The following is a 23563-nucleotide window of genomic DNA, read 5'->3' as shown; positions in this document are numbered from 1 at the left end:
GCCCGTCCGGCCCGCCGGACGTCGCAGACCTGCGGCGCGAGGCCCACGCCGTCTCGTACCGTGGCGCCATGGGCACCGACGACCACGGACCCCGCCCCGACCCGGCCGCCCGCGAGCCGGGCGGGTCCGGCGACGACCCGGTGCGTCGCGCCGCGCAGTACCGGGTCGACCGGGAGATCGAGCGCGAGCGCGCCGAGCAGGGCCTGCCGCCCCGGACCCCCGAGGAGGCCGCGGCGGACCGCGCCGAGCGGCCCCGGCCGCCGGAGCACGGCCGTGCGCGGTGGGCGGACACGCTGGTCGACCAGGCCATCCGGCGGGGCGAGTTCGACGACCTGCCGCTGCAGGGCAAGCCGCTGCCGGGCATCGGCGGCACCCACGACCCGGACTGGTGGCTGAAGAACCTCGTCGAGCGCGACCACATCACCGGCGTGCTGCCCGCGGCCCAGCTGCGCCGGGACGACGCCGAGCTCGACACCACGCTCGACCGCGAGCGCGACGAGCGACGCGTGCGAGCCCTGCTCGAGGACTTCAACGCCCGTGTCGTCGACGCCCGCCGCCAGCTCACCGGCGGGCCGCCCGTGGTCACCCCGACGCGCGACGTCGAGCAGGAGGTCGCCCGGTGGCGCGCACGACGCCGGCCCTGAGCGCACGGGAGGCCACCGGTCGCGGCCACGGCCCGGTGTGCCTACCTTGGCCGCCATGCAGGACGGTGGAGCGCAGCGCGTGACGGGCACGCCGGTCACGCCGACCGCGGGCGACGCCGCCCCGGGCCGCGGGCCCGGGTGGGCGCCCGACGTCCTGCCCGGCTTCGAGCGGTGGACGCTGCCGCTCGCGCCCGACTTCGAGGGCGAGGTCGTCGCCACGCTGGTCCGTCCCCGCCCGCCACAGGACCCGACGGTCCGGGCGGACCGGCCCGACATCGGCGTGGACCTGCTGTACGTGCACGGGTGGACCGACTACTTCTTCCAGACCCACCTGGCCGACTTCTGGGAGGGTCTCGGGGTCCGGTTCCACGCCCTGGACCTGCGCAAGTACGGCCGCAGCCTGCGCGAGCACCATACCCCCGGGTTCGTCACCCGCCTGGAGACCTACGACGAGGACCTCGAGGCGGCGCTGTCGGCGATCGGGCACGGCGAGCACGACCGGACGGACCGGCGGCTGGTGCTCATGGGGCACTCCACCGGCGGGCTGGTCCTCAGCCTGTGGACGGCGCACCACCCGGGGCGGGCCGCGGCGCTGGTGCTCAACAGCCCGTGGCTCGAGTTCCAGACGCGCAAGGTCGGCCGCCGCGTCCTGGAGCCCGGCATCCGTGCCCACGCCGCGCTCGCGCCGCGCAGCCACCTGGTGAACGTCGACCAGGGGTTCTACGTCCGGTCGATCTCGTCGCGGTACGAGGGGGTGTGGGACGTCGACCCGGCCTGGCGCCCGGACGACGGCTGGCGGGCCACGCCGGCCTGGCTGACCGCGATCTTCGACGGCCACGAGGAGGTGGCCGTCGGCCTCGACCTGGAGATCCCGGTCCTGGTGATGCTCTCGACGCGGACGATCCCGCCGGTGCGGTGGTCCGAGGAGATGCTGCGGGCGGACACCGTGCTCGACGTGGAGGGGATCGCCGAGCGCGCGGCGCGGCTCGGGCGGCTGGTGACGATCGCGCGGATCGAGGGGGCCCTGCACGACGTGACGCTGTCGGCGCCCGACGTGCGCGCCGTCGTCCGGCGGGAGACGGAACGCTGGTTCCGGGCCTACGTCCCGCCGCAGCAGGCCGCGCCGGAGCCGACCCCGGAGCCGCGGGGCTGGCGGCGGTGGTTCCGGGCGCTGTCCCCGCGCTCGGACTGAGGCACGGCGTCAGCGAGCGAGCTGCGCCCGCACGTGCGCGACGATCCCGTCGGCGGCGGCCTCGATCTCGTCGAGGCAGATCTCGAACCCGTCCGCGTCCCCGTACCAGGGGTCGTCGACGTCGAGCCGCGACTCGTCGCCGGCACCCGTGACCTGCGGGGCCGCCGGGTCGAACGACCTGTACATCAGGATCTGAGGATCCGTACCGTTGGCGAGACGTCGCAGCACCTGGGCGTGCCGCGACGTCATCGGCAGCACGAGATCGCGTGCGGTGAGGTCCGCGGCCGCGACCTGACGGGCGCGGTGGCCGTCTCCGACGGGGTACCCGCGGGAGGCGAGCGCGCGGCGGGCCCGCGGGTCGACGGGGTTGCCGTGCTCCTCGTCGCTGACCCCGGTGGAGTCCACCGTGACCCGGTGGGCCAGGCCGGCCGACTCCAGGCGGTCGCGCAGCACGACCTCGGCCATGGGGGAGCGGCAGATGTTGCCGGTGCACACGGTCATCACGCGGTAGATCGATTCGCTCACGGGCCCATGCTCGCACGGGCGCGCACGCCGGTCGCGCCCTGTCAGCGCACCGGGCCGCCCCGGCAGCGCACCGGTCCGCCCCCGGACGGCGCCGGACGGCGAACGCGTCGGCACCGCCGTATCGTGACCGGATGAAGTGGTCCGCCGACGGTCTGATCGCGGTGACGGGAGCCTCCGGCCGCGTCGGGTCCCGGCTCGCCTTCCGGCTGGCCGCGGAGGGAGCGCACCAACGACTGGTCGTGCGCGACCCCTCCCGGGTGCCGCACCTCGACGACGGGCGCCCGCTGCCCGAGTGCGAGACCGCCGTCGCGCAGGGGTACGACGACGAGGCGGGCATGCGCGCCGCGTTCGAGGGCGTGCAGACCGTGTTCCTGGTCAGCGCCCGCGAGTCCGCCGACCGCGTCGCCGAGCACGTCGCCGCGATCGACGCCGCCGTGCAGGCGGGGGTCGAGCGGATCGTCTACGTCTCCTTCGTGGGGGCCGCACCGGACGCCACGTTCACCTTCGCCCGCGACCACTTCCACACCGAGCAGCACCTGCGCAGCACCGGACTGCGGTGGACCGTGCTGCGCGACAACCTCTACCACCAGGCGCTCGCCTCGTTCGCCGGGCCGGACGACGTCATCCGCGGTCCCGCGGGGGACGGACGCGTGGCGTCGGTCGCGCACGACGACGTCGCGGACGTCGCCACCGCGGTCCTGCTCGACGAGGACCCGACCCGTCACGACGGCGTCGTGTACGACGTGACCGGGCCCGAGGCGATCAGCCTGCTGGAGGTCGCCGCGGCCCTGACCGTCGCGACCGGGCGCGAGATCCGGTACCACGCCGAGTCCGTCCCCGAGGCGTACTCGTCGCGCGCACGGTTCAACGCCTCCGCCGTCGAGCTGGCGGGCTGGGTCTCCTCCTACGAGGCGATCGCGGCCGGGGAGATGGCGCACGTGTCCCGCGACGTGGAGCGGCTGGTCGGGCGCCCCGCCCGGTCGTTCGCGCAGTGGCTCGACGACTACCCCCACGAGTGGGAGGCGCTGCGCCGGCGCGGCCCCGAGGGGCCTCCGGCGTAAAACCCTTGGCACCTCCCGCCGGCGGGCGTAGTGTCCCCGGCGTACGCGAAAGGAGGTGATCCGCACGGTGAAGAATCGTCGGACGCACGAGGTGGTCGCGGTCTGAGGACCGTGACCACCCGGGACCCGCGGGAGCCACGCCGTCGTCCAGCGTGGCAGGAGGGCGACCTCCGGCCCGCGGGTCTCGTCGTCCTCCGGGGCCGGCGCTCAGGCGCGGCGGCGGACCATCACGGGCAGCACCGCCCACAGCCCGAGCAGCATCGTGGCCACCGCGCCCCCGACCACCAGCCCGGCGACGCGACCCACGACGACGTCGAACACGAGCAGCGCGGTGGCGGAGAGCGCCACGGCCAGCAGCGCGAGCCCGACCCGGGTCATGCGGTCCCCGAGGCTGACGACCTCGAGCTTGAGCTGGCGGCGGAACAGCCCCCGGTGGATCGCCACCGGGGCGATGAACAGTCCCGAGGTCACCAGGCACACGAGGATGTCGACGAGGTAGACGCCGCGCTGGACGGCGTCGAGGTCGGAGAATTTCCCCTGGAACGGCAGGATCAGCAGGAAGCCGGTGAGGATCTGGACGCCCGTCTGGAGCACCCGGAGCTCCTGCAGGAGCTCGTTCCAGTTGCGGTCGGAGCGCTGCTCGGGCGTCTCGGGGCGCCCGCCGTGGTCGGGGAACCGGCCCGTGTCGTCGCTCATCGGTCCATCGTGGTGCCAGACGACGGCGGACGCGAGAGGCCCGTCCTGGCCGGATACCCTCTGGGGTATTACGATGGAGTCGTGGCCACCCCGACCGAGCACCCCACCGAGCGTCCCACGGACGCCCGTCCGACACCCGCGCGACGGCGACGTCCGTCGGCACGCACCGTCGTCGTCGGCGTCCTCGCCGCCGCCCTCCTCGCCGCGTGGTACCTCACCGCGGGCGGGGTGCCCGATCCCGTGTACGGCGGTCTCGTGCTCGTCAGCGCCGCGCTGGGCGGCGCCACGCTGGCCACCTACGTGCCGCCGTCCGGCAGCACCTGGCGCAGCCGGCTCGGGTGCGGGCCGTGCGACGTCGCCGCGGCCGCCACGGTGGTCGTCCCGCCGATCCTGCTCGCGCCGGCACCCGCCGCGACCATGGCGCTCGTCGCCGTCGCGGCCACAGGATTCGGCCTGTTCCAGCGCCGGGACGCCGCCGGCGCCTCCTGCCCCGTCTGACCCCGACCGGAGGACGACCCATGAGCTACACCCTGACCGCCACCGTGACCGCCCCCTTCGCCGAGACCGTGACGCAGGTCCGCGAGGCCCTGTCCGCGCAGGGCTTCGGGGTGCTCACCGAGATCGACATGGCCGCGACCCTGCAGACCAAGATCGGGGCCGAGATCGAGCCCTACCTCGTGCTCGGCGCCTGCAACCCGCCGCTCGCGCACCGGGCCCTGCAGGCCGACCGCTCCGTCGGCGCCCTGCTGCCCTGCAACGTCGTCGTGCGCGACCTGGGCGACGGCAGCACCGCCGTCGAGGCCGTCGACCCGCACGCCATGATGTCCGTGGCCGACAGCCCCGAGCTGAAGGCCGTGGCCGACGACGCCGCCGACCGGCTGCGCACCGCGCTCGGCTCGCTGTCCTGAGGCTGCCGGGACAACCGTCTGCGCGGCAGTTCATCGTCGGCGCGGCACTTCGATGTGCCGCACCGACGACGACTCCTCCGCGACGCCCTCTCAGCCCCCGTACGTCTCGAGCTCGGCCACCTGCGGCGTGCCGGACGACGAGGTGATCTCGAAGTCGATCTTGTCCAGGGTCGTGGTGGGGATGTCGATGGCACCCGCCCCACTGCCGGTGGCGAGCACCTGGCCGTCGTCGTGGTTCACCACCTGCCACGACCCGATGGTCCCCACGGTCCCCGCCGTCTCGCGGACGACGATCGAGGACACGGTGGTCGCGGAGTCCCACTTCACCGAGATCCGGCCCGTAGAGCCCTCCGGCGACCAATACGTGGCCAGGTCACCGTCGCGCACGTTGCCGTAGCTCGTCCCGCTCGCCTTGCTGGACCCGTCCGAGCCGGCACCGATCGACAGGTTCTCCCCGCTCGGCGGGTCCGTCGGCTCGTCCGTCGGCTCCGGCGTCGGGTCCTCCGTCGGCTCCGGGCCCGGCATCGACCCGCCGAACGTCACCTGCAGGGAGCCGTCCGCCGCGAACGACCAGTCCATGGCGCCGTCGTAGGCGGAGCAGGCCGACCCGTCCGAGCCGTCCCAGAACGAGTTACCGCCGGCGTCGGTACCGAGGTAGCGGTCGGTGGACCCGCTGTCGCAGGACACGTTCCCGCTGAACACCGAGCTGCCGCCGTCGAAGTTGAAGTTGCGCTGCTCGTTACCGACCGCGACGTTGCCCTCGACCGCCATCGTGCCCAGGTTCCTGTTGTAGGTGAACCCGTGCTTGCCGTTCTCCACCGCGTAGGAGTCGCGGACGACGTGGTCGACGGCGATGTCCTCGCCACCGAGCTTGAACCCGTTGCGGTCGCCGGCACCGGCCTGGGAGCCGTCGGACAGCGTGCCGTTGGAGTAGGCCAGCGAGCTCTCGATCGTCACCTCGCCGATCGGGCCGGTCGCGGACTTGGTGTACAGGTCCCAGCCGTCGTCGATGTTGTGGTGGGCGACGGTGTCCCGGAAGACGTTGCCCGGACCGGAGGTGAGCTTCGCGGCGAACCCGTCGGCGTCCTCGCCGTCGGAGTCGGCGTTGTCGTGGGACTCGCTGGACACCACCAGGTTGTCCGACGGCCACTGGTCGCGCGGCGCCCCGGCGACGAACCGGGAGATCTGCAGCCCCGTGTCGTGGTTGTACCGGGTCACGACCCGCTCGATGACGTTGTGGTCACCGCCGAGCAGGATGCCGTTGTCCCCGGCGTGCTGGACGACGAGGCCGTACACGTGCCAGTAGTCGCCGCCGATGGCCAGCCCGCGGTTCGCGGAGTCCTCGACCTGCGCCGAGAAATCCAGCACCGGGGTCTCGCCCGGCAGGGCGGACAGCAGGGTGCGGTCACCGGGCAGCCCGTCGTGGCCGGGCTCGATCGTCACGGTGTCGGCCAGGTCGTAGGTGCCGCCCGCGAGGAAGATCTCCCCGCCGGCGTTCACGCGGTCGATCGCCGCGGCGAGCGTGGTCGGGTCGGACACGGTGCCGGCCGCGCCGCCGGAGCCGCTCGGGGCCACGTAGAGCGTGTCGGCGCCGGGCTGCGGCTCGTCGGTGGGCTCCGGCGTCGGGTCCTGCGTGGGCTCCGGGGTGGGCTCCTCGGTCGGTTCGGGCGTGCGGTCCGGGTCCGACGGCGATCCCGCGTAGGTCTCGAGCTCGGCGACCCGAGGGGTGCCGGACGACGAGGTGATCTCGAAGTCGATCTTGCTCAGCGAGGTGGTCGGGATGTCGATGACGCCCGCGCCGCTGCCGGTGGCGAGCACCTGGCCGGTGTCGTGGTTCTGCACCTGCCAGGAGCCGATGTTCCCTGCCGAGCCGGCGGCCTCGCGGACGACGATCGAGGACACGGTGGTCGCGGAGTCCCACTTCACCGAGATCCGGCCCGTAGAGCCCTCCGGCGACCAGTACGTGGCCAGGTCACCGTCGCGCACGTTGCCGTAGCTCGTCCCGCTCGCCTTGCTGGACCCGTCCGAGCCGGCACCGATCGACAGGTTCTCCCCGCTCGGCGGGTCCGTCGGCTCGTCCGTCGGCTCCGGCGTCGGGTCCTCCGTCGGCTCCGGGGTGGGTTCCTGCGTCGGCTCGTCCGTCGGCTCCGGCGTCGGGTCGGGTGCGGTGGGGGAGCAGGAGCCGTCCGAGACCTGCATCCCGGTGTTCGCGCCGGCCGTGGCGGCCAGCAGGTTCGGTACGCACTCGGCACCGTCGAGGTCGTAGGAGTACGGCACCGAGATCGAGTCCGTCGACGTCGGGTTCGGTCCGGCGGGGTGGTTGTCGGTGTCGTCGGCGGTCCAGGTGATGTTGTCCCAGATGTTGCCGCTGACCTCCCAGGTCCCCCTGTCGTCGGTGTAGAACGTGCCGAGCGGATCCTTGGAGTCCTGGAAGTAGTTGTTCTCGACCAGGGCCCGCGCGCCGAGCCGGGAGTTGATGCCGGACTTGGCGAGCCCGACGAAGTGGTTGTTGTACGAGTGGGCGGTGCCGGCCCGCAGCAGCGGCGTGCGCGAGTCGATGTTCTCGTACAGGTTGTGGTGGTAGGTCACCGGGCCGTTGCCGGTGTCGCCGTCGCTGGACCCGACGAGGCCGCCACGCCCGGAGTTCCGCAGGACGGAGTACGACAGCGTCACGTAGGTGGTGTCGGCCTTCATGTCGAACAGGGCGTCGTAGCCCTCGGACTCGCCGCCCGAGGCCTCGAGGGTCACGTGGTCCACCCACACGTTGGACACGCCGGACTCCATGCCGATCGCGTCACCGCCGTTGGAGGTGGGGGAGCCGGACTTCTTGACGTTCCGCACGTGCACGTCCTGGATGACGATGTTGTGCGCGGAGCGGAGGTGGATGCCGAGCTCGTCGAACAGGGCGCCGTCGCCCACGCCGACGAGGGTGACGTTGCTGATCTCCTTGAGCTCGATCTTGTCGTCGGCGGTGTTGCACGAGTCGCCGGACACCTTGGACGTGTTGCCGTGGTCGACGATCCCCTCGACCTCGATGATGATCGGGGTGTCGCTGCTGGCGCGGGTGCACAGGGCCTCGTGGATCTCCGTGCCCGTGGTGGCACGCACCGTCTGACCGCCGGCGCCGCCGGTGGTCCCGCCGTTCTGGGTGGCGAACCCGGTGGGTGTTCCGGTGGCCGCGTGGGCGTCGCTCGCCCACAGGGCGGTCATCCCCATCGTCGCGGCCAGGGCCAGTCCGGCCCCTGCCGCGGTGAACCGTCGTCCGGCTGCACTTCTCATCGTTGCCTCACTTCGTCGTCGAATCGGGCACTGCGGATCGTGCGGCACGTCACGGGACGTCGCCGACCGACCGGACCCTGGAAGGGCCGGTGCAGACCGCTCCGTCGCGATCACCGGACGCGCTGTCGTGACGCGATGCCTCATCGGGAGGTCCCTCGGAGCGACCCGTCCCGCCGTGGGGACACGTCGCCCGGATGAGGCGCGACTCCAATTGGGAATCGGTTTCTCAGACTAGACACCGGTTTCTGCGAGCGCAAGACCTGCACAGTTGCCCGAGGCGCGTCCCGTCCGCTGGCGGTGCGCTCCAGGCAATCGGCCACTAGCGTGTGCGCATGGCGGCAGCAGCGGTCCCGGCCGGTGCGCCCGGGGCCTCGGCCCCGGAACGCACCGCGGTCATCATCGAGGACGACGACGACGTCCGCGCCCTGCTCGAGGAGGTCCTGGGCCAGGCCGGGTTCGAGACGTCCAGCGCCGCCGACGGCCGCTCCGGCGTCGAGCTCGTGGAGCGGACGGACCCCCTGGTGACGACGCTCGACGTGAGCCTGCCGGACATCGACGGCTTCGAGGTGTGCCGCCGCATCCGGCGGGTGTCGAACACCATCGTCGTCATGCTCACGGCCCGCACCGACGAGGTCGACACCCTCATGGGCCTCGACGCCGGGGCGGACGACTACCAGACGAAGCCGTTCCGGCCGCGCGAGCTGCGGGCCCGGATCGAGGCCATCATGCGCCGGCAGGGCCGGTCCGAGGCGCGGTCCCCGGGGGACTCAGCGGACCCGGGGACAACCACCACGGTGACGAGCGACGGTCTGGCGATCGACCTGCTCGGCCGCACGGTCAGCGTCGACGACGTCGAGGTCCACCTCACCCGCAGCGAGTTCGACCTGCTGGCGGCTCTTGCCGGAGAGCCCGGCCACGTGCTCTCGAAGGACGGGCTCGTCCGCGTCCTGTGGGTCGACGAGTACGACGTCGGGACGCCGGTCACGGGCTCGGACCGCCGACGCGTCGAGGTCCACCTGGCCAACCTGCGCCGCAAGATCGGCGACGACCCGGCCGCACCGCGCTGGATCCGCACGGTCCGCGGTGTGGGCTACCGCTTCGACCAACGGGCGTGACCGAGCGCCGCCCGCACCAGACCTGCCGCGCTCTGCGCCTCGGCGATGACCTCCCGGCCCTGGCACCGGGCGGACCGGTCGTCGTCCGCGGCCGTCGGCTGGTCCAGCGCGGACTGGCAGCGCCAGGTGACCTCGGCCAGCCGGTCGAGGCCCAGCATGACCGCCGAGCTGTGCAGGGTGAGCAGCCGGACACGTGCCGCGTCGTCCTCACCGCTCACGAGCGCCCGGCGGCAGGCGGCGAGCCGGCGCGGCAGGAGCTGGAGCCAGATCGTGGCGAAGCGCTCCACGGCCCGCTCGTCACCGTCGAGCTCGGCCACCAGCTCGTGCCAGGCACGAGCGACCGCCACCACCTCCGCAGTGGTTCCCGGTGGATCGGTCTGCTCCCGGACTGACGGCACCGCCGCGCGGGGGACCGCGGCGGTGCCGTCGTCGGTGACCTGGGCAGCGGGGTCGGAGTCGCTGCCACGCGTCTCGGTCGATGTGGTCACAGCTCGAGACTGGCGGACCGACCTCGAGGCCACGTCCTACCCACCGCAGGACGGGCTCAAGATCTGCTCAAGATCCCGCGCCGCCCGGACGCCGGGCCGACGCGGTGGCGCGGAACCGCTCGAGGGCGGCCAGGACCGCGTCGTCGCCCTCGTCGCTCTCGAGGACGTGCTGCAGGGCACGCGCCGCGTCCGCGAGCATCCCGTCACCGAACGTGCCGGCGGACCCGGCGATCGTGTGGCACAGCCGGGCGGCCTCGCTCCGCCGGTCCGGGTCGCGCACCCCATCGTCGAGGCGCAGCAGGTCCGCGACGCGGTCGGACCGGGCCTGGTTGCGCCGCCCTGCGCTGCGGGCGAGCTGGGCGACGGTGTCCTGCAGCGGGTCGTCGTCCGGGCCGGCCGGCGTGCCGGTCACGTGTCCCACCCGAGGGCGGCCGCGAGCCGGTGCGCCAGCTCGAGCGGGTCGAACGGCTTGGTGATGACGGCCGCCGCGCCCAGCCCGGCGAGGCCCGCGATGTCCTGGGCACCCACCTTCGCCGTGAGGAAGACGACGGGCACGTCCCGCAGGACGTCCACCGCGCGCAGTCGGGCCAGGACGGTCGGGCCGTCGAGCGTCGGCATCATGACGTCGAGCAGGATCGCGTCCGGGCGGACACGTCGGGCCAGCGCGACCCCCTCCGTCCCGTCGCCGGCCGAGTGCGTCTCGTACCCGCCGACGGCGGACAGCGACAGCTCCGCGACCTCGCGGATCGACGGGTCGTCGTCGATCACCAGCACGCAGCGGGGTCTCGTCGTCACGTGACAGGTCCTCCGTCCGATCGGCCGCCTCCCGACGACGGTAGCGCGAAGCATCCGTCGCTGCGCCGCACGCGCACAGTGTGCCCGAGCCACGGCGGACGCGTCGACGCTCACCTACGCTCTGGCTATGGAGGACGCCCGAGGCGCCGCCACCCGCGCCCAGGACCGTTTCGTCCGCTGGTGCTGGGTCGCCGGCACGATGCTCGTCGTCCTCGTCGCCGTGCTCGCCGGTCCTGTCGACGCCGGTCTCCGCGAGCAGGTCGCGCGGTCCGCCATCGCCGCGGCCGGCGTCCTGGCCGCCCTGAGCTGCGGCTCGCGGGCCGTGAGGTCGACGGGGCGCCGTCGTCGCGCGTGGGGCGCTCTCGCCCTCGGCGCCGTCGTCGGGCTCCTGGGCAACCTCTGGGCGGCGGTCGCCGGGGACCCGGCCACGGGCGACGTGGCGTACATCGGCGCGCTCGCCCTCGGCGCCGTCGGTCTCGCGTTCTTCCCGACCGTGCGTCCCCGGGGCCAGGACCTCGTGCGCATGCTGCTCGACAGCATCGTCGTGGGCGGCTCGGTGCTCTACATCGCCGTGTTCGCCGTCGTACTCGACGAACCGGCGCTCTCGACCGACCCGGCGCTGACCACGTACGCGCTACCGGTCGTCGACGCCCTCCTGGCCACCCTCGCCGTCCTGGTCATGACCCGCTCCGGCGCCGCGGAACGCGTCCCGCTCGTCCTCGTCGGCAGCGGCTTCGTGCTCTACGCGGTGGCCGACGTCGCGTTCGCGCTGCTCTCGGCGGGGACCGGCTTCACGTTCGGCAGCGTCGTCGACATGGGCTGGATCGGTGGCTACGTCGCCATCGCGGTCGCCGCCCGCCACCCCGCCGCCTCGGGCAGCCCCGTCACCCACCGGCGGTCGGACGGGTCGCCGGTGCTCGGCACCGTCGTGACCTTCCTGCTGTTCCTCGCCGCCGCCCTGGTCCGGGTCAGCGACTCCGGGCAGGACGTGCCGTGGATGGCGGACGCGCTGTGGGTCGCCGTGCTCGTCGCCGTCGTCGCTCGTCAGATCCTCGTCGTGGTGGACAACGAGTCGCTGCGCCGGAGCCTGGAGCGGAGGGTCCGGACGCGCACGGCCCAGCTGCGCGCGCTCGCCGGCGAGCGGGAACGGACCCTCGAGTCGGTCGCCGACGGGATCTACGGCGTCGACGCCTCCGGACGCCTGACCTTCGTCAACGTCGCCGGCGCCCGCACGCTCGGCGTGTCGCCCGGCGACCTCGTCGGGCAGGACGTGCACGCCACCTTCCACGCACCGGGCCCGGACGGGGCCCCCTTCCCGGCGGAGCACTGCTACGTCACCGAGGCGGTGCGCGACGGCATCACCACCACGGCCGAGCAGGACGTCTACCGACGCCCGGACGGCAAGGACGTGCCCGTCGAGGTCACCGCGAGCCCGTTGCGCGCCGACGGCGCCGTCCGCGGCGCGGTCGTCGTCTTCCGCGACATCACGGAGCGTCGCGAGATCGAGCGGATCAAGGACGACTTCGTCGCGGTCGTTTCCCACGAGCTGCGCACCCCGCTGACCTCGATCCGCGGGGCGCTCGGGCTGCTCGACAGCGGTCTGCTGGCGGACTCTCCCGAGCGGGCCGGGCGCATGATCCGCATCGCCCTGACCAGCAGCGAGCGCCTGAGCCGGCTCGTCGACGACATCCTCGACATCGAGCGGATGGCCACCGGGTCGACCCCCCTCGACCTCGCCGAGCACTGCGTCGACGACCTGTTCGCCACGGCCGTGGACCAGGTCGCGATCGTGGCCGCCGAGGCCGGGGTGGACGTCGTGACGGTCGAGTCCGGCGAGACCGTCAGCGCCGACGGCGACCTCATCGTGCAGACGCTGACCAACCTGCTGTCCAACGCGGTCAAGTTCTCCCCTCCCGGCAGCGCCGTGCGGGTGACGGCGGTCCCCGTCGGCGACCTCGTCGAGGTGTGCGTCGAGGACGAAGGACGCGGCATCCCGCCGGACAAGCTGGAGTCGATCTTCCGTCGGTTCGAGCAGATCGACGCCTCGGACGCCCGGGAGCGCGGTGGCACCGGTCTGGGTCTGGCGATCGCGCGCAGCGTCGTCGAACGGCACGGAGGGCGCATCTGGGCCGTGAGCGACGGGCCCGGGACCGGGGCGAGCCTGCGCTTCACGCTGCGTCGTGCCGCGGCGGGCGTCGCCGGGGTGGACGGATCACCCCCGCAGGAGGTCGGCACGGCGGTCGGGACCGACGACGGCCCGGACGACTCGGCCCCGACGGCCGCGCCGGACCGCGTGGTCGTCGCCGCCACCGACCCCTATGTCGTGCGCGCGCTCCGGTCCGTGCTGGAGGGAGCCGGCTACGACGTCGTCGGCTCCGCCGACGGCGACGAGGCCGTGGCGCACGTGATCGCCGACCGGCCCGCCGCCCTGGTGCTCGACCCGGGGACTCGCGACAGGGAGGGCATCGAGGTGCTCCGGCGGGTGCGCGAGGCCCGGACGGCCGCCGAGACACCGGTCGTCGCCGTCTCCGGCACCGCGCGGCACGACGCGCAGATCGGGGAGCTGGCCGACCGCTGGCTGGTCGAGCCGGTCGCCCCGGACGACCTGCTGGAGGCCGTCCGGGAGGCCGTCCGCCGACGGCCCCACCGCGAGCAGGTCCTCGTGGTCGAGGGCGACGACGCGTTGCGCCACGCGCTGGCGACGTCCCTGGAGGCCGCCGGGCTCGTGGTCACCCCGGCCGGTTCGCTCGCCGCCGCCCGCCGGGCGATGCGGGCCGGGACACGACCGGACCTGGTCCTGCTCGACCTGACGCTGTCCGACGTCACCGGACGCGACCTCGTCGCCGACCTCCTGGACCCGGCCGACGGCCGGACCGCGGAGCCCACCGTCCCCCCGGCACCCCGCCCACCGAGGACCTGATGACCGACACCCTCGACATCCGCGTCAGCTCCGGCACCGGCACCGGACGCACGACGCTGTCCGCCTTCGACGCCGCCCTGTCCGCCGCGGGGGTCGGCGACTTCAACCTCGTCCGGCTCAGCTCGGTCGTCCCGCCGGGCAGCATCGTCCACGAGGTCGACGGTCGCGACCAGCTCCAGGGTGCCCACGGTGACGCGCTGTTCTGCGTGTACGCCGAGGCGCACGCCTCGTTGCCGGGCCACGAGGCGTGGGCCGGCATCGCCTGGTCGGCCCACGAGGACGGCAGCGGCGCCGGCCTGTTCGTCGAGCACGAGGGCCCGTCGCACGAACAGGTGGCCGTCGACCTGACGCACAGCCTCGACGACCTCTCCGTCACCCGCGGCGGCGTCTACCGCCCCGCGGGCCGGCTCATCACCGGCATCACCTGCGACACCCTGCCGGTGTCCGCCGTCGTGGTCGCGACGTTCCGGCGCGCCGGGTGGCAGGATCTCCCGCGGTGAGCACCGAGGTCACCGTCGAGACCGTCGTCGACGGCGAGCTGGCCGAGCGCTTCTGGGAGCTGTACCGCGAGGCGTTCGAGCCACTGCGCACCCGGGCCGCGGCGCGGCACGTGCTGCACCGCCACGAGTTCGACGAGGAGATGGCCGACCCCCGGGTGCTCAAGCTCCTGGCCCACGACGAGTCCGGCGAGGCCGTCGGGCTGACGACCCTGGCCACGGACCTGGCGGCCGTGCCCTGGGTGAGCCCGGAGTTCTTCGCGGCGCGGTACCCGGAGCACGCCGCGCGCGACGCCGTCTGGTACATCGGCTTCACCCTCGCCCACCCGGGCCGGCGCTCCACCCGGACCTTCATGGACATGATCGACGCGCTGGTCGCCCGCCTGGCCGAGCACCGGGTCGTGTGCGCCTACGACGTGTCCCGCTTCAACGACGACGGCCTGCGGTTCGCCGACAACCTGCGCCGTCACCTGGAGCGGACCCGGGACGTCACCGTGGAGACCGTCGACCGGCAGACGTACTACGCGACGACGTTCCACTGAACCGCCGGCCGGCTCAGCCCACCGGGCTCGGCCGCCCGACCAGCTCCTCCGCGACCCGGGTCGCCACGTACCGCGCGTCGCGGCTCACGCCCGGGATCTGCTCCGACGCCTTGGCGTACTGGAAGTCCTGCCCGACGGTGTAGAGCCCCGGCACGTCGGTGACCCCGCGCACCTGGCGCACGCGTCCGTGCTCGTCCAGCACCGGCAGGTCGACCCAGTCCTCGAGCCCCGTGCGGAACCCGGTGCACCAGACCACCGTGCCGACGTCGAGCACCGTGCCGTCCGCGGCGACCGGCAGGCCGTCACGGACCGACTCGATGCGCGGGACCCGCCGGATGCCTGCCCGGCGCAGGTCCCGGGGGCGCTCCCGCACCAGCAGGTCCGCCCGGGACTGCAGCACGGGCCGCGCCCGGCGACCGACCGGCGTGTCGATCGTCAGCACGTGCCGGAACACGAACGCCACGACCCGGGTGCCGAGGTTCCGCCCGAACCAGCCGTCGATGCGGAACGGCAGGTGCCCGGCCTCGGTGCCGGCCAACCAGGTCTCGTGGTCCCGGGCGGCCTCGACGGCGATCTCCGCGCCGCTGTTCCCGACGCCCACGACCAGCACCGGCCCGTCGGCGAGCTGCGAGGGGTTGCGGTACCCGGTCGAGTGCAGGGTCCGGATCCTGGGGCTCAGGCGATCGGCGAGCTCCGGCACCCGGGGAACCTGGAGGCCACTCATCGCGACGACGACGGCCTCCGCCCGGTGCTCGCCGTCCGACGCCTCCAGCCGGAACCCGGCACCGTCGGCCGCGAGCCGGGTGACCCGGACGCCGTGCCGCACGGGCAGGCCGAACTCTCGCTCGTAGCGCTCCAGGTAGTCCGCGAACTCGTCCTTCGTCGGCACCCGACCGCGGCGCCCGAGGTCCAGGCCGTCCAGGTGGTCGACGCGGGGCGGCGTGAAGAGGCGCAGGGAGTCCCAGCGGTGTCGCCAGGAGTCCCCCGCCCGGGCGGCGGCGTCGAGCACCACGTGCTCGACGCCCAGCCGCGAGAGGTGGTACGAGGTGGCCAGTCCGGCCTGGCCCCCGCCGACCACCACGACGGGTGCCTCGTGCTGCTGGGTGCTCATGGCTCCTCCTCGGACGTCGAGCGGGACCTCGTGCGGTCCGTGTCCTCGACGCTACGGAGCCGTGCGCCGCCCCGGTATCAGGAGTTCTCCCCAGGCCAGGAGCCCGTGGTCGGCGGCGAAGAGCGCGACCGCCGCCCGGCTGGACACGCCGATCTTGCGGTAGGCGTGCTGCAGGTGCTGGTCCGCCGTCTTCGGGCTGATCCCCAGCGTCCGGGCCACCTGCTTGGTGGCCAGCCCGCGCGCCACCAGGCCCACGACGCGACTCTCCCGCTCGGTCAGGCCGGCCGGACGCGGCAGCGGCGGCGGCTCCTGCCCGGCGGCCTCGACCACCCCGGCGACGGCGTCGGCGTCGAGGCGTCCGTCCGCCACGTCGCGCGCGAGGGCGTGGACGGCGGCGGCCGGCGGGAGTCCCCAGCCGTGCGGCGGATCCTCCACGGCGGACCGCATCGCGTCCGCCGCGGCGAGGATCCGTGCCGGCGCCCCGAGGGCGACCGCAGGCAGCCCCCGGTGGTACCCGGAACCGTCCAGGCGCTCGTGGTGGCAGACGGCGTCCCGCGCCAGCGCGGCGAGGAAGGGCGAGGCGGCGCAGACGCGCTCGGTGTAGTACGGGTGCAGCCGCACCTGCTCCCGCTCCTCGGCGGTGAGCGGCCGGCGTGCGAGCCACGTGCGCGCCGGGACGCTGATCCGCCCCACGTCCTGCAGCAGGGCGGCCCGACGGACCTCCTGGACGGCCGCCGCGTCCATGCCGACCAGCTCGGCCGCCCCGCCCGCGAGCGCCGCGACCTGCCGGGACCGGCCGGCCCAGGCCGGCCCGACGACGTCGGCGACCTCCCCGAGGGCTGCGACGGCGTCGTCGACCTGGTCGGCCGGGATCTCGACGGGCTCCCCGGGTTCGGCGGCCAGCACGTCCTCCCAGGTCACACCGTCGTCCCGCGGCCCGCCCAGGACGTCCTGGTGGTGGCGAGCGAGCAGGCCGGCGAACCGCGGGTCGTGGGCGCGGCCCGCGCGCTCGGCGACGACGGCGGCCGCGTGCGCGCTGCCCCCGGCCGCGGCGTGGTGGGCGGCGTCGCGGGCGACGAGGGTGAGCCGCAGCGCGGTCGGGATCTCCTCGCCCCGGCCCCGTCCCAGCACCCCGGTCCCGTCCCAGCGGTCGGTCAGGTGGTGCAGGTCCTCCGCGACGCCGCCGAGGCCCAGGTGCCGGGTCAGGTGCTGGGCGACCTCGCACAGGGCGAGGTACTCGCGCGGCTCGTAGGCGGCGGCCCGCGGCAGTCGCGCGACCGTCTGCCCGACGACGACGGGCACCGACGCCCCGGGGTCGGGCAACGACCGCAGCATCACGCCCCGCTGCTCGCGCCGGCTGCCCCAGATGACGTCGACGATCGACTCGGTGATCGGGCCCCCGAAGATGCCCGCCTTGACGGTCGCGTCGGCGGCGCAGCCCGCGTACGCCAGGAGGCTGAGGTAGTACGCCTGCCGACGGACGGCGCCGTCGACCCCCGCGACGTCGCACAGCCGCATCGTCGCGGCGGTCGCCTCGAGGCCGTGCGCCCAGGGGAAGCCCATGCCGAGGTCGGTGGCCAGGCAGAGCGCCGCGGCGACCTCGGCGGCGCGTACCGGCTGTGCCGGGGCCGACGCCGTGTCAGCCATGCTGCCGACGATAGTCCGGCCCCCGGGGCCACGCCCGTGGGTCGTCTCGCGCTCGGGGACGGGCTGCCGCCAGGATGGACCCGTGCCCACCGCTCCTGACGACGCCGAGATCGAGCTCATCCGCCGCTCGGGCGTGGCGCTGCGCGTCGGCCGGTTGTCCCTGTCCGCCGGGACGGGGTCCTACCGGGTCAAGGCCTCGATGGCCCGCGCCGCGCGCGCCCTGGGGATCGAACGACATCAGGCCCACGTGACGCTGACCGAGATCACGACCACGTCGCACCGCGGACCCAGCTTCCGCACCGAGGTCACCGAGGTGCGCAGCGTCGGGATCAACTCGGACCGGCTGTGCGCCCTGGAGCGCTTCGCCCAGGACGTCGAGCGGGACCGGCCGGTCAGCGTCGAGGACGCCACCGCACGGCTCGACCGCATCCAGGACAAGCCGCCGCTGTACCCCGCGGTCCTCAACGCCCTGTGGGCCGCGATCGCCTGCGCGGCGTTCGCCTTCCTCAACAACGGCGGCGTCGTCGAGATCGTCGGTGTCTTCCTCGGAGCAGGGTTCGGTCAGGCCCTGCGCCGCGCCCTGATCCACCGCGGCTGGAACCAGTTCGGGGTGACGATGCTGGCCGCGGCGCTGGCCACCTCCACCTACGTCGGCTTCCTCGCGGCGTTCGGCGCGCTCGGGGGTGCCGCGACCAACCACGAGGCCGGGTACGTCTCCGCGGTGCTCTTCCTGGTGCCCGGGTTCCCGCTGGTCACCGGCGCGCTGGACCTGGCCAAGCTGGACTTCTCGGCCGGGCTGGCCCGGCTGACGTACGCGTTGATGATCCTCACCTCGGCCGCGCTGGCGGTGTGGGGCGTCTCGATGGTCGTCGGGCTCTCCCCGGTCCCGGACGAGCCGATGGGGCTCGACCCGGGCCTGCTGCTCGGGCTGCGGCTGCTGGCGAGCTTCCTCGGCGTGCTCGGGTTCGCGCTGATGTTCAACAGTCCGTGGTCGATGGCGTTGGCCGCGGCGTCCATCGGGATGGTCGCCAACGTCGGCCGGCTGTGGCTGGTCGACGCCGATGTCCCGGTCCAGGCCGCCGCGGCCGCCGCCGCGCTGGTGGTCGGGCTGCTCGCGGCCGTCGTCGCTCCGCGGATGAACGTGCCGCGCGTGACGGTGTCGGTCCCCGCCGTCGTCATCATGGTCCCGGGCGCCTCGGCGTACCGGGCGATCTACTACATGTCGAACGGGGCGACGTCGCAGGCCCTGGCCTACGCCGTCGAGGCCGGGCTGGTGGTGGCGGCGCTCGCTATCGGGCTGGCCGTGGCCCGGATGCTCACCGATCCGGAGTGGGGGTTCGAGCGGTGAGCGCTCCTCCCGCCACTCTCAATCTATAGCCGAGAGGGGGTCTTGCGGCCACGGCCCCGCGGCCGCGAGCGGCCGGAAGTGTACCCACCCGCACCTGAACGCGACCTGATCACCACCTGCTCCCGTTCCCAGACTCGTGTGTTTACGCTCGCCGTCCTGCACCCTCGGGAGGAGTCACCCATGTCGATCAAGCGTCCGCTCGTCGCCGCCACCCTGGCTGCGGTCGTCGCCCTCGCCGGCTGCAGCGCCGGGTCCGAGAGCGAGGACACTTCGTCCGCGTCGGCCGCCCCCAGCGCCGAGCCCACGCCGGACGCCGGCGCCGCGCCCGAGGCCGACCTCGAGGACGTGCCCGACGTCGTCGCCGAGGTCAACGGGGAGGAGGTCGGCCGCGAGGAGTTCGTCACGAGCTTCGAGGGACAGCTGCAGCAGGCGGCTCTGTCCCAGCAGCAGAGCGGTGGCGGTGCGGTGGACCAGGACGCGCTCAAGCAGCAGGTCGTCGAGCAGCTGGTGAACAACCGGCTCCTGACCCAGGCCGCGGCCGAGGCCGGGATCGAGCCCACCGCGCAGGACATCGAGTCCACGCTCGAGGACGTCGCCGCGCAGAACGGGCTCGAGTCCGCCGACGCGGTCGTCTCCGCGCTGGAAGAGCAGGGCCTGACGGAGGAGCAGGTGCGCGAGGACGCCGCGACCCAGTTCCAGGTCTCCACCTACATCGAGGCCGAGGCCGACGTGCAGGAGCCGTCCGAGAAGGAGCTGCGCGCGCAGTACGACACCCTCGTCGAGCAGATGGAGTCCCAGGCCGGCGACGGCGCGTCGGCACCCGAGGTCCCGCCGTTCGAGGACGTGCGCGACCAGCTCGCCCAGCAGGCCACCAGCCAGCAGCAGAGCGCGGCGATCGACACGATCGTCACCGACCTGCGCGAGGACGCGGACGTCACGATCCACCTGTGAGCACCGCCGGGCGGAACGCCCGGCCACCGCCCGACGTTGAGCGGGCAGTGACCAACCGAGGAGTAGAGATGGATCAGGGCCACGGGCACGACGTCGGGCTGCGGGTCGAGCACGCGATCATGGCGCGGCTGCAGACGGAGTCGCCGGAGCTCGTGCTGGCGGACGACCGCGACGGGCTGCTGGCGCGGTTCCGGGAGCTGCGCACGGAGTTCCAGCGGCTGCGGCTCATCTACCAGTTCGGCATCGAAGAGGTGTCGACCAAGGTGAACATCCTGCGTCAGGAGTTCGAGAGCACCTACGACTACAGCCCGATCGAGCACGTGCGCAGCCGGCTCAAGGCCCCGGACAGCATCCTGACCAAGGCGGTCCGCCAGGGCACCGATCTCACGGTCCCGGCGATCCGGTCCGAGATCCGCGACATCGCCGGCATCCGGATCACGTGCTCGTTCGTCTCCGACGTCTACTGGATCGCGGAGATGCTCAGCACCCAGGCCGACCTGCGGCTGATGGCCACCAAGGACTACATCGCCGCGCCGAAGCCGAACGGCTACCGGTCGCTGCACCTCATCGTCGAGGTGCCGGTCTTCCTGTCCGACCAGGTCGAGCACGTGCCGGTCGAGCTGCAGGTCCGCACCATCGCCATGGACTTCTGGGCATCGATGGAGCACAAGCTGCACTACAAGTACAACGCCGAGCTGCCGGCGGACCTCGCCGCGGAGATCGACGACGCCGCCCGGGTCGCGGCCGAGCTCGACGCCCGGATGGGCCGGTTGCGCGACGAGGTCCGGCCGTCGCCCCGTGCGAGAGCCGACGACGACCGCGCCGCCCTGCGCGGCTGACCTGCACGGCCGGTCCGCGCGCCGGTCCGCGTCATCCCCGGAGGAACTCTCGGACCACGGTCGCGAACCCCTCCGGGTCGGTCTGGTCCGCCACGTGCTGCTGGCCCTCGAGCGTCACGACCCGGCAGTCCGGGACGGACCCCGCCACGGTCCGGATCGCGTCCTGCAGGAACTCCGGGCTGTCCCCGCCCCGGATCAGCAGGGTCGGCGCCGTGACGGCGGCCGCCTCGGCGGGGTCCAGCAGCAGCGGGACGCTCTCCTCCCGCGGCAGGGTCGGGGCCGTGGCCACGCGCGCCGGCCAGCTCGGCTGCTCCCGGAGCACGGCGAGCTCTGCCTCGGGCATGTGCAGGACGTCCCGCATCATGACCTCGACGGCTTCCTCGTACCGTCCGGCGTCGACCGCCGCCTGCACCCGGGCGACCACCTCGGGCGGCTGGGGGTGCGGCACGACCGCCGGTTCGTAGAGCACCAGCCGGCGCACCTGCGCGGTGCGTCCCGCGGCCCGGACCGAGAGGTAGCCGCCGAACGAGTGGCCCAGCACGTCGGTCGGGTGCCCGGCGTCGGCGGCCACGGCCTCGACGACGGCGACCACGTCCTCGACCTCCCGCTCCGGTGCCCAGTCCGGGCCGTCCGTGCTGCCGCCCCGTCCGCGCCGGTCCATCGCGTGCACCGTCCGGTCGTCGCTGAGGTACTCGGTGATGCGCCAGCGCCGGTGGTCGGACATCGACCCGTGCACCAGGAGCAGCGGGGGACCGGTCCCGGTGCTCCACACCGCCAGCCGGGTCCCGTCCGGCGACGTGACGTACCACGGGTCTGATGACGACGTCCGGACCATCGCGACCTCCCGGGGACCGCCCTTCCAGGATCTCACCGGACCGACCGGCAGGCCATGTCACACCTCGTCGCTCACCGGTGTCGTATGGGTGAGACAAGAGGAACGGGATCATGCACCACACACAGGTCGTCGTGGTCGGCGCCGGGTACGCCGGGGTCGCGGCCGCGAACAGGATCGCCCGGGAGGGCGCAGCCCACGTCACCGTGGTGAACCTGCGCGAGGAGTTCGTCGAGCGCATCCGCCTGCACCAGCACGCCGCCCGGACGGGGTCGGCCGTCCGCCCGTTGCGGTCGGTGCTGCGCCCCGAGGTCGCGCTGCACGTCGGCACGGCCACCCGGGTCGCCGGGGACGGGGTGGAGCTGGCCGACGGCGGGGGCCTCGCGGCGGACCGGGTCGTGCACGCCGTGGGCAGCGGTGCACCGCGGTCGCTGCCCGGGGCGCTGTCGGTGCAGCACCTCCAGGGCGCCACCGCGCTGCGCGACCGGCTGGACGCCGCCGCTCCGGGCACGCCGGTGACGGTCGTCGGCGGCGGGCTCACCGGGATCGAGACGGCGGCCGAGATCGCCGAGGGCCGTCCGCACCTGGCGGTGCGGCTCGTCGCGTCGACCCTGGCGGGCGGGCTGTCGGACGCCGGACGCGACGTGCTGCGGCGCGCGCTCGCTGCGCTCGGCGTCGAGGTGCGCGAGGGTGAGCGGGTGGACCACGTCGGCGAGGGCATCACGGTGGACTCGACGTCGTTCACCGTGCCGGACCTGGCGCGGGCCAGCGGCCTCGCGGTGGACGACGCCGGCCGGTTGCGCGTCGACGAGTCGTTGCGCAGCGTGCAGGTGCCCACGCTGGTGGCCGCCGGGGACGCCGCGGCCACGACCGCGCGGTGGAGCTGCCAGGCCGCGCTGCCCCTGGGCATGGCCGCGGCCGCGACCGTCCTGGCCGACCTCTGCGGCCAGGAGGCACCCGCGGCGTCGGTCGGGTTCACGGCGACCTGCGTCAGCCTGGGTCGCCGCCGGGGCCTGGTCCAGCCGAGCGAGCTCGACGACACCCCGCGCGGCCGGGTGCTGGGCGGACGGACGGCGGCCCTGGTCAAGGAGCAGATCTGCCGCGGGACGGTGTGGCTCGCCCGGCACCCGAGCCCGCTGTTCACGCGCACGGGCGACCTGCCGCTGGTGCCGGCGTGGGAGTCGGCGTGACCGATCGCCCGTCGCCCGACGACGCCGCGACCGGGCCGTTCGTGGAGCACCGTGCGCTGCTCTTCACCGTGGCCTACGAGCTGCTGGGCAGCGCCGCCGACGCCGAGGACGTCGTGCAGGAGACCTGGTTGCGGTGGTCGCGGGCGGTCCGTGCGGCGGCCGACGGCGGGGAGGAGATCCGTGACCCGCGGGCCTACCTCGTCGCGGTGGTGACGCGGCTGGGGCTGAACCACCTGCGCACGCTGAAGCGGCGTCGGGAGGACTACGTCGGGCCGTGGCTGCCCGAACCGGTCCGCGGCGTCGACGACCCCGCGGCCGACGCCCTGCTCGCCGAGTCGGTGGGGGTGGCGATGCTCCTGGTCCTGGAGACCCTCAGCCCGCTCGAGCGCGCCGTGTTCGTGCTGGGGGAGGTGTTCGGCTTCCCGACGGCCGAGATCGCCGCGGCCACGGATCGCAGCCCGGCCGCGGTGCGCCAGACGGCGCACCGCGCGCGGGAGCACGTGCGGGCCCGACGTCCGCGGTTCGACCCCTCGCCGCAGCAGCGCGCCGAGGTGGCCCGGAGGTTCGTCGTCGCGGCCCAGGCCGGCGACGTCGAGGGGCTGATGGACGTGCTCGCCCCGGACGTGGTGTCCCTGTCCGACGGCGGCGGGGTCGCCTCGGCGGCGCGGCGCCCGATCCGCGGGGCGGAGAAGGTGGCTGCGTTCCTCGCCGGGCTGGTCCGCACGGCGGGGGCCGGCACCCGCTGGGAGGAGGGGTCCTACAACGGGCTTCCCGCCGTGGTGGTGCGCCGCGACGGGACGGCCGAGGTCGCCGTGCTGGTGGACACCTTCGGCGACCGGGTGACGGCGTTGTACCTGGTCCGGAACCCGGAGAAGCTGGGAGGCCTCGACGAGGCCCGGCCGCTGGCGCGGTGATCCGGGCCGGGTCGTGACGGACCGGTCGGCCGGCGGCGTTTCAGCGCCGTAAACATTCGCGAACCGTTC

The 23563-nt window shown here is 74.1% G+C and carries 23 protein-coding genes; 14 read left to right on the top strand and 9 right to left on the bottom strand.

All coding sequences use genetic code 11. From position 1 onward, the window contains the following. Positions 1 to 68: 68 nt before the first annotated feature. Both PO879_RS00310 and PO879_RS00305 read left to right on the top strand, forming a co-directional pair. Positions 69 to 644 (top strand): DUF1992 domain-containing protein, encoded by a 576-nt coding sequence (locus PO879_RS00310; protein WP_278235953.1) that lies wholly within the window; start codon positions 69 to 71, stop codon positions 642 to 644. Between the two features lie 55 nt (positions 645 to 699). Next, a complete protein-coding gene (locus PO879_RS00305) occupies positions 700 to 1836 on the top strand; it encodes an alpha/beta hydrolase (RefSeq protein ID WP_278235952.1) in 1137 nt (378 codons plus the stop codon). A 9-nt stretch (positions 1837 to 1845) separates the two neighbouring features. Here the strand turns inward: PO879_RS00305 and PO879_RS00300 are convergent, their stop codons facing one another. After that, complete coding sequence (locus tag PO879_RS00300; RefSeq protein ID WP_278237579.1) at positions 1846 to 2337, bottom strand: low molecular weight protein-tyrosine-phosphatase; 492 nt, start codon at positions 2335 to 2337, stop codon at positions 1846 to 1848. 155 nt (positions 2338 to 2492) lie between these two features. Between PO879_RS00300 and PO879_RS00295 the strand changes: the two genes are divergently transcribed. Continuing rightward, the gene (locus PO879_RS00295; protein WP_278235951.1) at positions 2493 to 3422 is read left to right on the top strand and encodes an SDR family oxidoreductase; all 930 of its coding nucleotides are present in this window, start codon (positions 2493 to 2495) and stop codon (positions 3420 to 3422) included. Positions 3423 to 3629: 207 nt separating this feature from the next. Here the strand turns inward: PO879_RS00295 and PO879_RS00290 are convergent, their stop codons facing one another. Next, entirely contained in the window at positions 3630 to 4118 is a 489-nt protein-coding gene (locus PO879_RS00290) for a DUF6328 family protein (protein ID WP_278235950.1), read from the bottom strand. Between the two features lie 81 nt (positions 4119 to 4199). Here PO879_RS00290 and PO879_RS00285 point away from each other — a divergent pair, with 81 nt between their 5' ends. Both PO879_RS00285 and PO879_RS00280 read left to right on the top strand, forming a co-directional pair. Then, complete coding sequence (locus PO879_RS00285) at positions 4200 to 4616, top strand: hypothetical protein (protein ID WP_278235949.1); 417 nt, start codon at positions 4200 to 4202, stop codon at positions 4614 to 4616. A 20-nt stretch (positions 4617 to 4636) separates the two neighbouring features. Next, positions 4637 to 5026 (top strand): DUF302 domain-containing protein, encoded by a 390-nt coding sequence (locus PO879_RS00280; protein ID WP_278235948.1) that lies wholly within the window; start codon positions 4637 to 4639, stop codon positions 5024 to 5026. A gap of 90 nt (positions 5027 to 5116) precedes the next feature. On the opposite strand, the gene PO879_RS00275 is transcribed toward PO879_RS00280, so the two are convergent. Next, positions 5117 to 8305: a right-handed parallel beta-helix repeat-containing protein gene (locus PO879_RS00275; RefSeq protein ID WP_278235947.1), complete on the bottom strand. Its 3189-nt coding sequence runs from the start codon at positions 8303 to 8305 to the stop codon at positions 5117 to 5119. 332 nt (positions 8306 to 8637) lie between these two features. Here PO879_RS00275 and PO879_RS00270 point away from each other — a divergent pair, with 332 nt between their 5' ends. Then, positions 8638 to 9420 carry a response regulator transcription factor gene (locus PO879_RS00270; RefSeq protein WP_278235946.1) on the top strand — a complete coding sequence of 261 codons (783 nt, stop codon included), beginning with the start codon at positions 8638 to 8640 and terminating at the stop codon, positions 9418 to 9420. Here PO879_RS00270 and PO879_RS00265 read toward each other — a convergent pair. From PO879_RS00265 to PO879_RS00255, 3 genes are all read right to left on the bottom strand, one after another. Beyond that, a complete protein-coding gene (locus tag PO879_RS00265; protein WP_278235945.1) occupies positions 9396 to 9908 on the bottom strand; it encodes a hypothetical protein in 513 nt (170 codons plus the stop codon). The two genes, PO879_RS00270 and PO879_RS00265, sit on opposite strands and share 25 nt — an antisense overlap. Positions 9909 to 9975: 67 nt before the next feature. Further along, positions 9976 to 10320, bottom strand: a complete 345-nt coding sequence (locus tag PO879_RS00260) for an Hpt domain-containing protein (protein WP_278235944.1) — start codon at positions 10318 to 10320, stop codon at positions 9976 to 9978. After that, positions 10317 to 10703, bottom strand: coding sequence for a response regulator (locus PO879_RS00255; protein ID WP_278235943.1), 387 nt, complete (start codon positions 10701 to 10703; stop codon positions 10317 to 10319). Before PO879_RS00255 ends, PO879_RS00260 begins: the two co-directional genes overlap by 4 nt. 127 nt (positions 10704 to 10830) lie before the next feature. On the opposite strand from PO879_RS00255, the gene PO879_RS00250 reads away from it, so the two are divergent. From PO879_RS00250 to PO879_RS00240, 3 genes are read left to right on the top strand one after another with little or no spacing between them, the layout of a single operon-like run. Next, complete coding sequence (locus PO879_RS00250) at positions 10831 to 13623, top strand: ATP-binding protein (RefSeq protein WP_278235942.1); 2793 nt, start codon at positions 10831 to 10833, stop codon at positions 13621 to 13623. Continuing rightward, entirely contained in the window at positions 13623 to 14123 is a 501-nt protein-coding gene (locus tag PO879_RS00245; protein ID WP_278235941.1) for a pyruvoyl-dependent arginine decarboxylase, read from the top strand. Before PO879_RS00250 ends, PO879_RS00245 begins: the two co-directional genes overlap by 1 nt. After that, entirely contained in the window at positions 14120 to 14662 is a 543-nt protein-coding gene (locus PO879_RS00240) for a hypothetical protein (protein ID WP_278235940.1), read from the top strand. The genes PO879_RS00245 and PO879_RS00240 overlap by 4 nt, the downstream gene beginning before the upstream one ends. A 13-nt stretch (positions 14663 to 14675) precedes the next feature. Here PO879_RS00240 and PO879_RS00235 read toward each other — a convergent pair whose 3' ends face one another. Both PO879_RS00235 and PO879_RS00230 read right to left on the bottom strand, forming a co-directional pair. Next, a complete protein-coding gene (locus PO879_RS00235; protein WP_278235939.1) occupies positions 14676 to 15773 on the bottom strand; it encodes an NAD(P)-binding domain-containing protein in 1098 nt (365 codons plus the stop codon). Positions 15774 to 15824: 51 nt separating this feature from the next. Then, positions 15825 to 17420, bottom strand: a complete 1596-nt coding sequence (locus PO879_RS00230) for an HD domain-containing phosphohydrolase (RefSeq protein ID WP_278235938.1) — start codon at positions 17418 to 17420, stop codon at positions 15825 to 15827. Positions 17421 to 17502: 82 nt separating this feature from the next. On the opposite strand from PO879_RS00230, the gene PO879_RS00225 reads away from it, so the two are divergent. The 3 genes from PO879_RS00225 to PO879_RS00215 all read left to right on the top strand — a co-directional run bounded on the left by PO879_RS00225 (position 17503) and on the right by PO879_RS00215 (position 20558). Next, a complete protein-coding gene (locus tag PO879_RS00225) occupies positions 17503 to 18768 on the top strand; it encodes a threonine/serine exporter family protein (RefSeq protein ID WP_278235937.1) in 1266 nt (421 codons plus the stop codon). A gap of 180 nt (positions 18769 to 18948) precedes the next feature. After that, on the top strand, positions 18949 to 19719 hold the full coding sequence (gene rdfA, locus PO879_RS00220) for a rod-determining factor RdfA (RefSeq protein ID WP_278235936.1): 771 nt from the start codon (positions 18949 to 18951) through the stop codon (positions 19717 to 19719). Between the two features lie 68 nt (positions 19720 to 19787). Then, positions 19788 to 20558 carry a GTP pyrophosphokinase family protein gene (locus PO879_RS00215; RefSeq protein WP_278235935.1) on the top strand — a complete coding sequence of 257 codons (771 nt, stop codon included), beginning with the start codon at positions 19788 to 19790 and terminating at the stop codon, positions 20556 to 20558. Positions 20559 to 20589: 31 nt separating this feature from the next. Here PO879_RS00215 and PO879_RS00210 read toward each other — a convergent pair whose 3' ends face one another. Next, positions 20590 to 21429 (bottom strand): alpha/beta hydrolase, encoded by an 840-nt coding sequence (locus tag PO879_RS00210; RefSeq protein WP_278235934.1) that lies wholly within the window; start codon positions 21427 to 21429, stop codon positions 20590 to 20592. Positions 21430 to 21503: 74 nt separating this feature from the next. Between PO879_RS00210 and PO879_RS00205 the strand changes: the two genes are divergently transcribed. Beyond that, positions 21504 to 22580, top strand: a complete 1077-nt coding sequence (locus PO879_RS00205; protein WP_278235933.1) for an FAD-dependent oxidoreductase — start codon at positions 21504 to 21506, stop codon at positions 22578 to 22580. Further along, complete coding sequence (locus PO879_RS00200; RefSeq protein ID WP_278235932.1) at positions 22577 to 23494, top strand: RNA polymerase sigma-70 factor; 918 nt, start codon at positions 22577 to 22579, stop codon at positions 23492 to 23494. Before PO879_RS00205 ends, PO879_RS00200 begins: the two co-directional genes overlap by 4 nt. The last annotated feature ends 69 nt before the right edge of the window (positions 23495 to 23563 follow it).

It is taken from the genome of Isoptericola sp. AK164 (genome assembly GCF_029643425.1).
Lineage (GTDB): Bacteria > Actinomycetota > Actinomycetes > Actinomycetales > Cellulomonadaceae > Isoptericola > Isoptericola haloaureus.
This window is presented reverse-complemented; position numbering and strand designations above follow the sequence as displayed.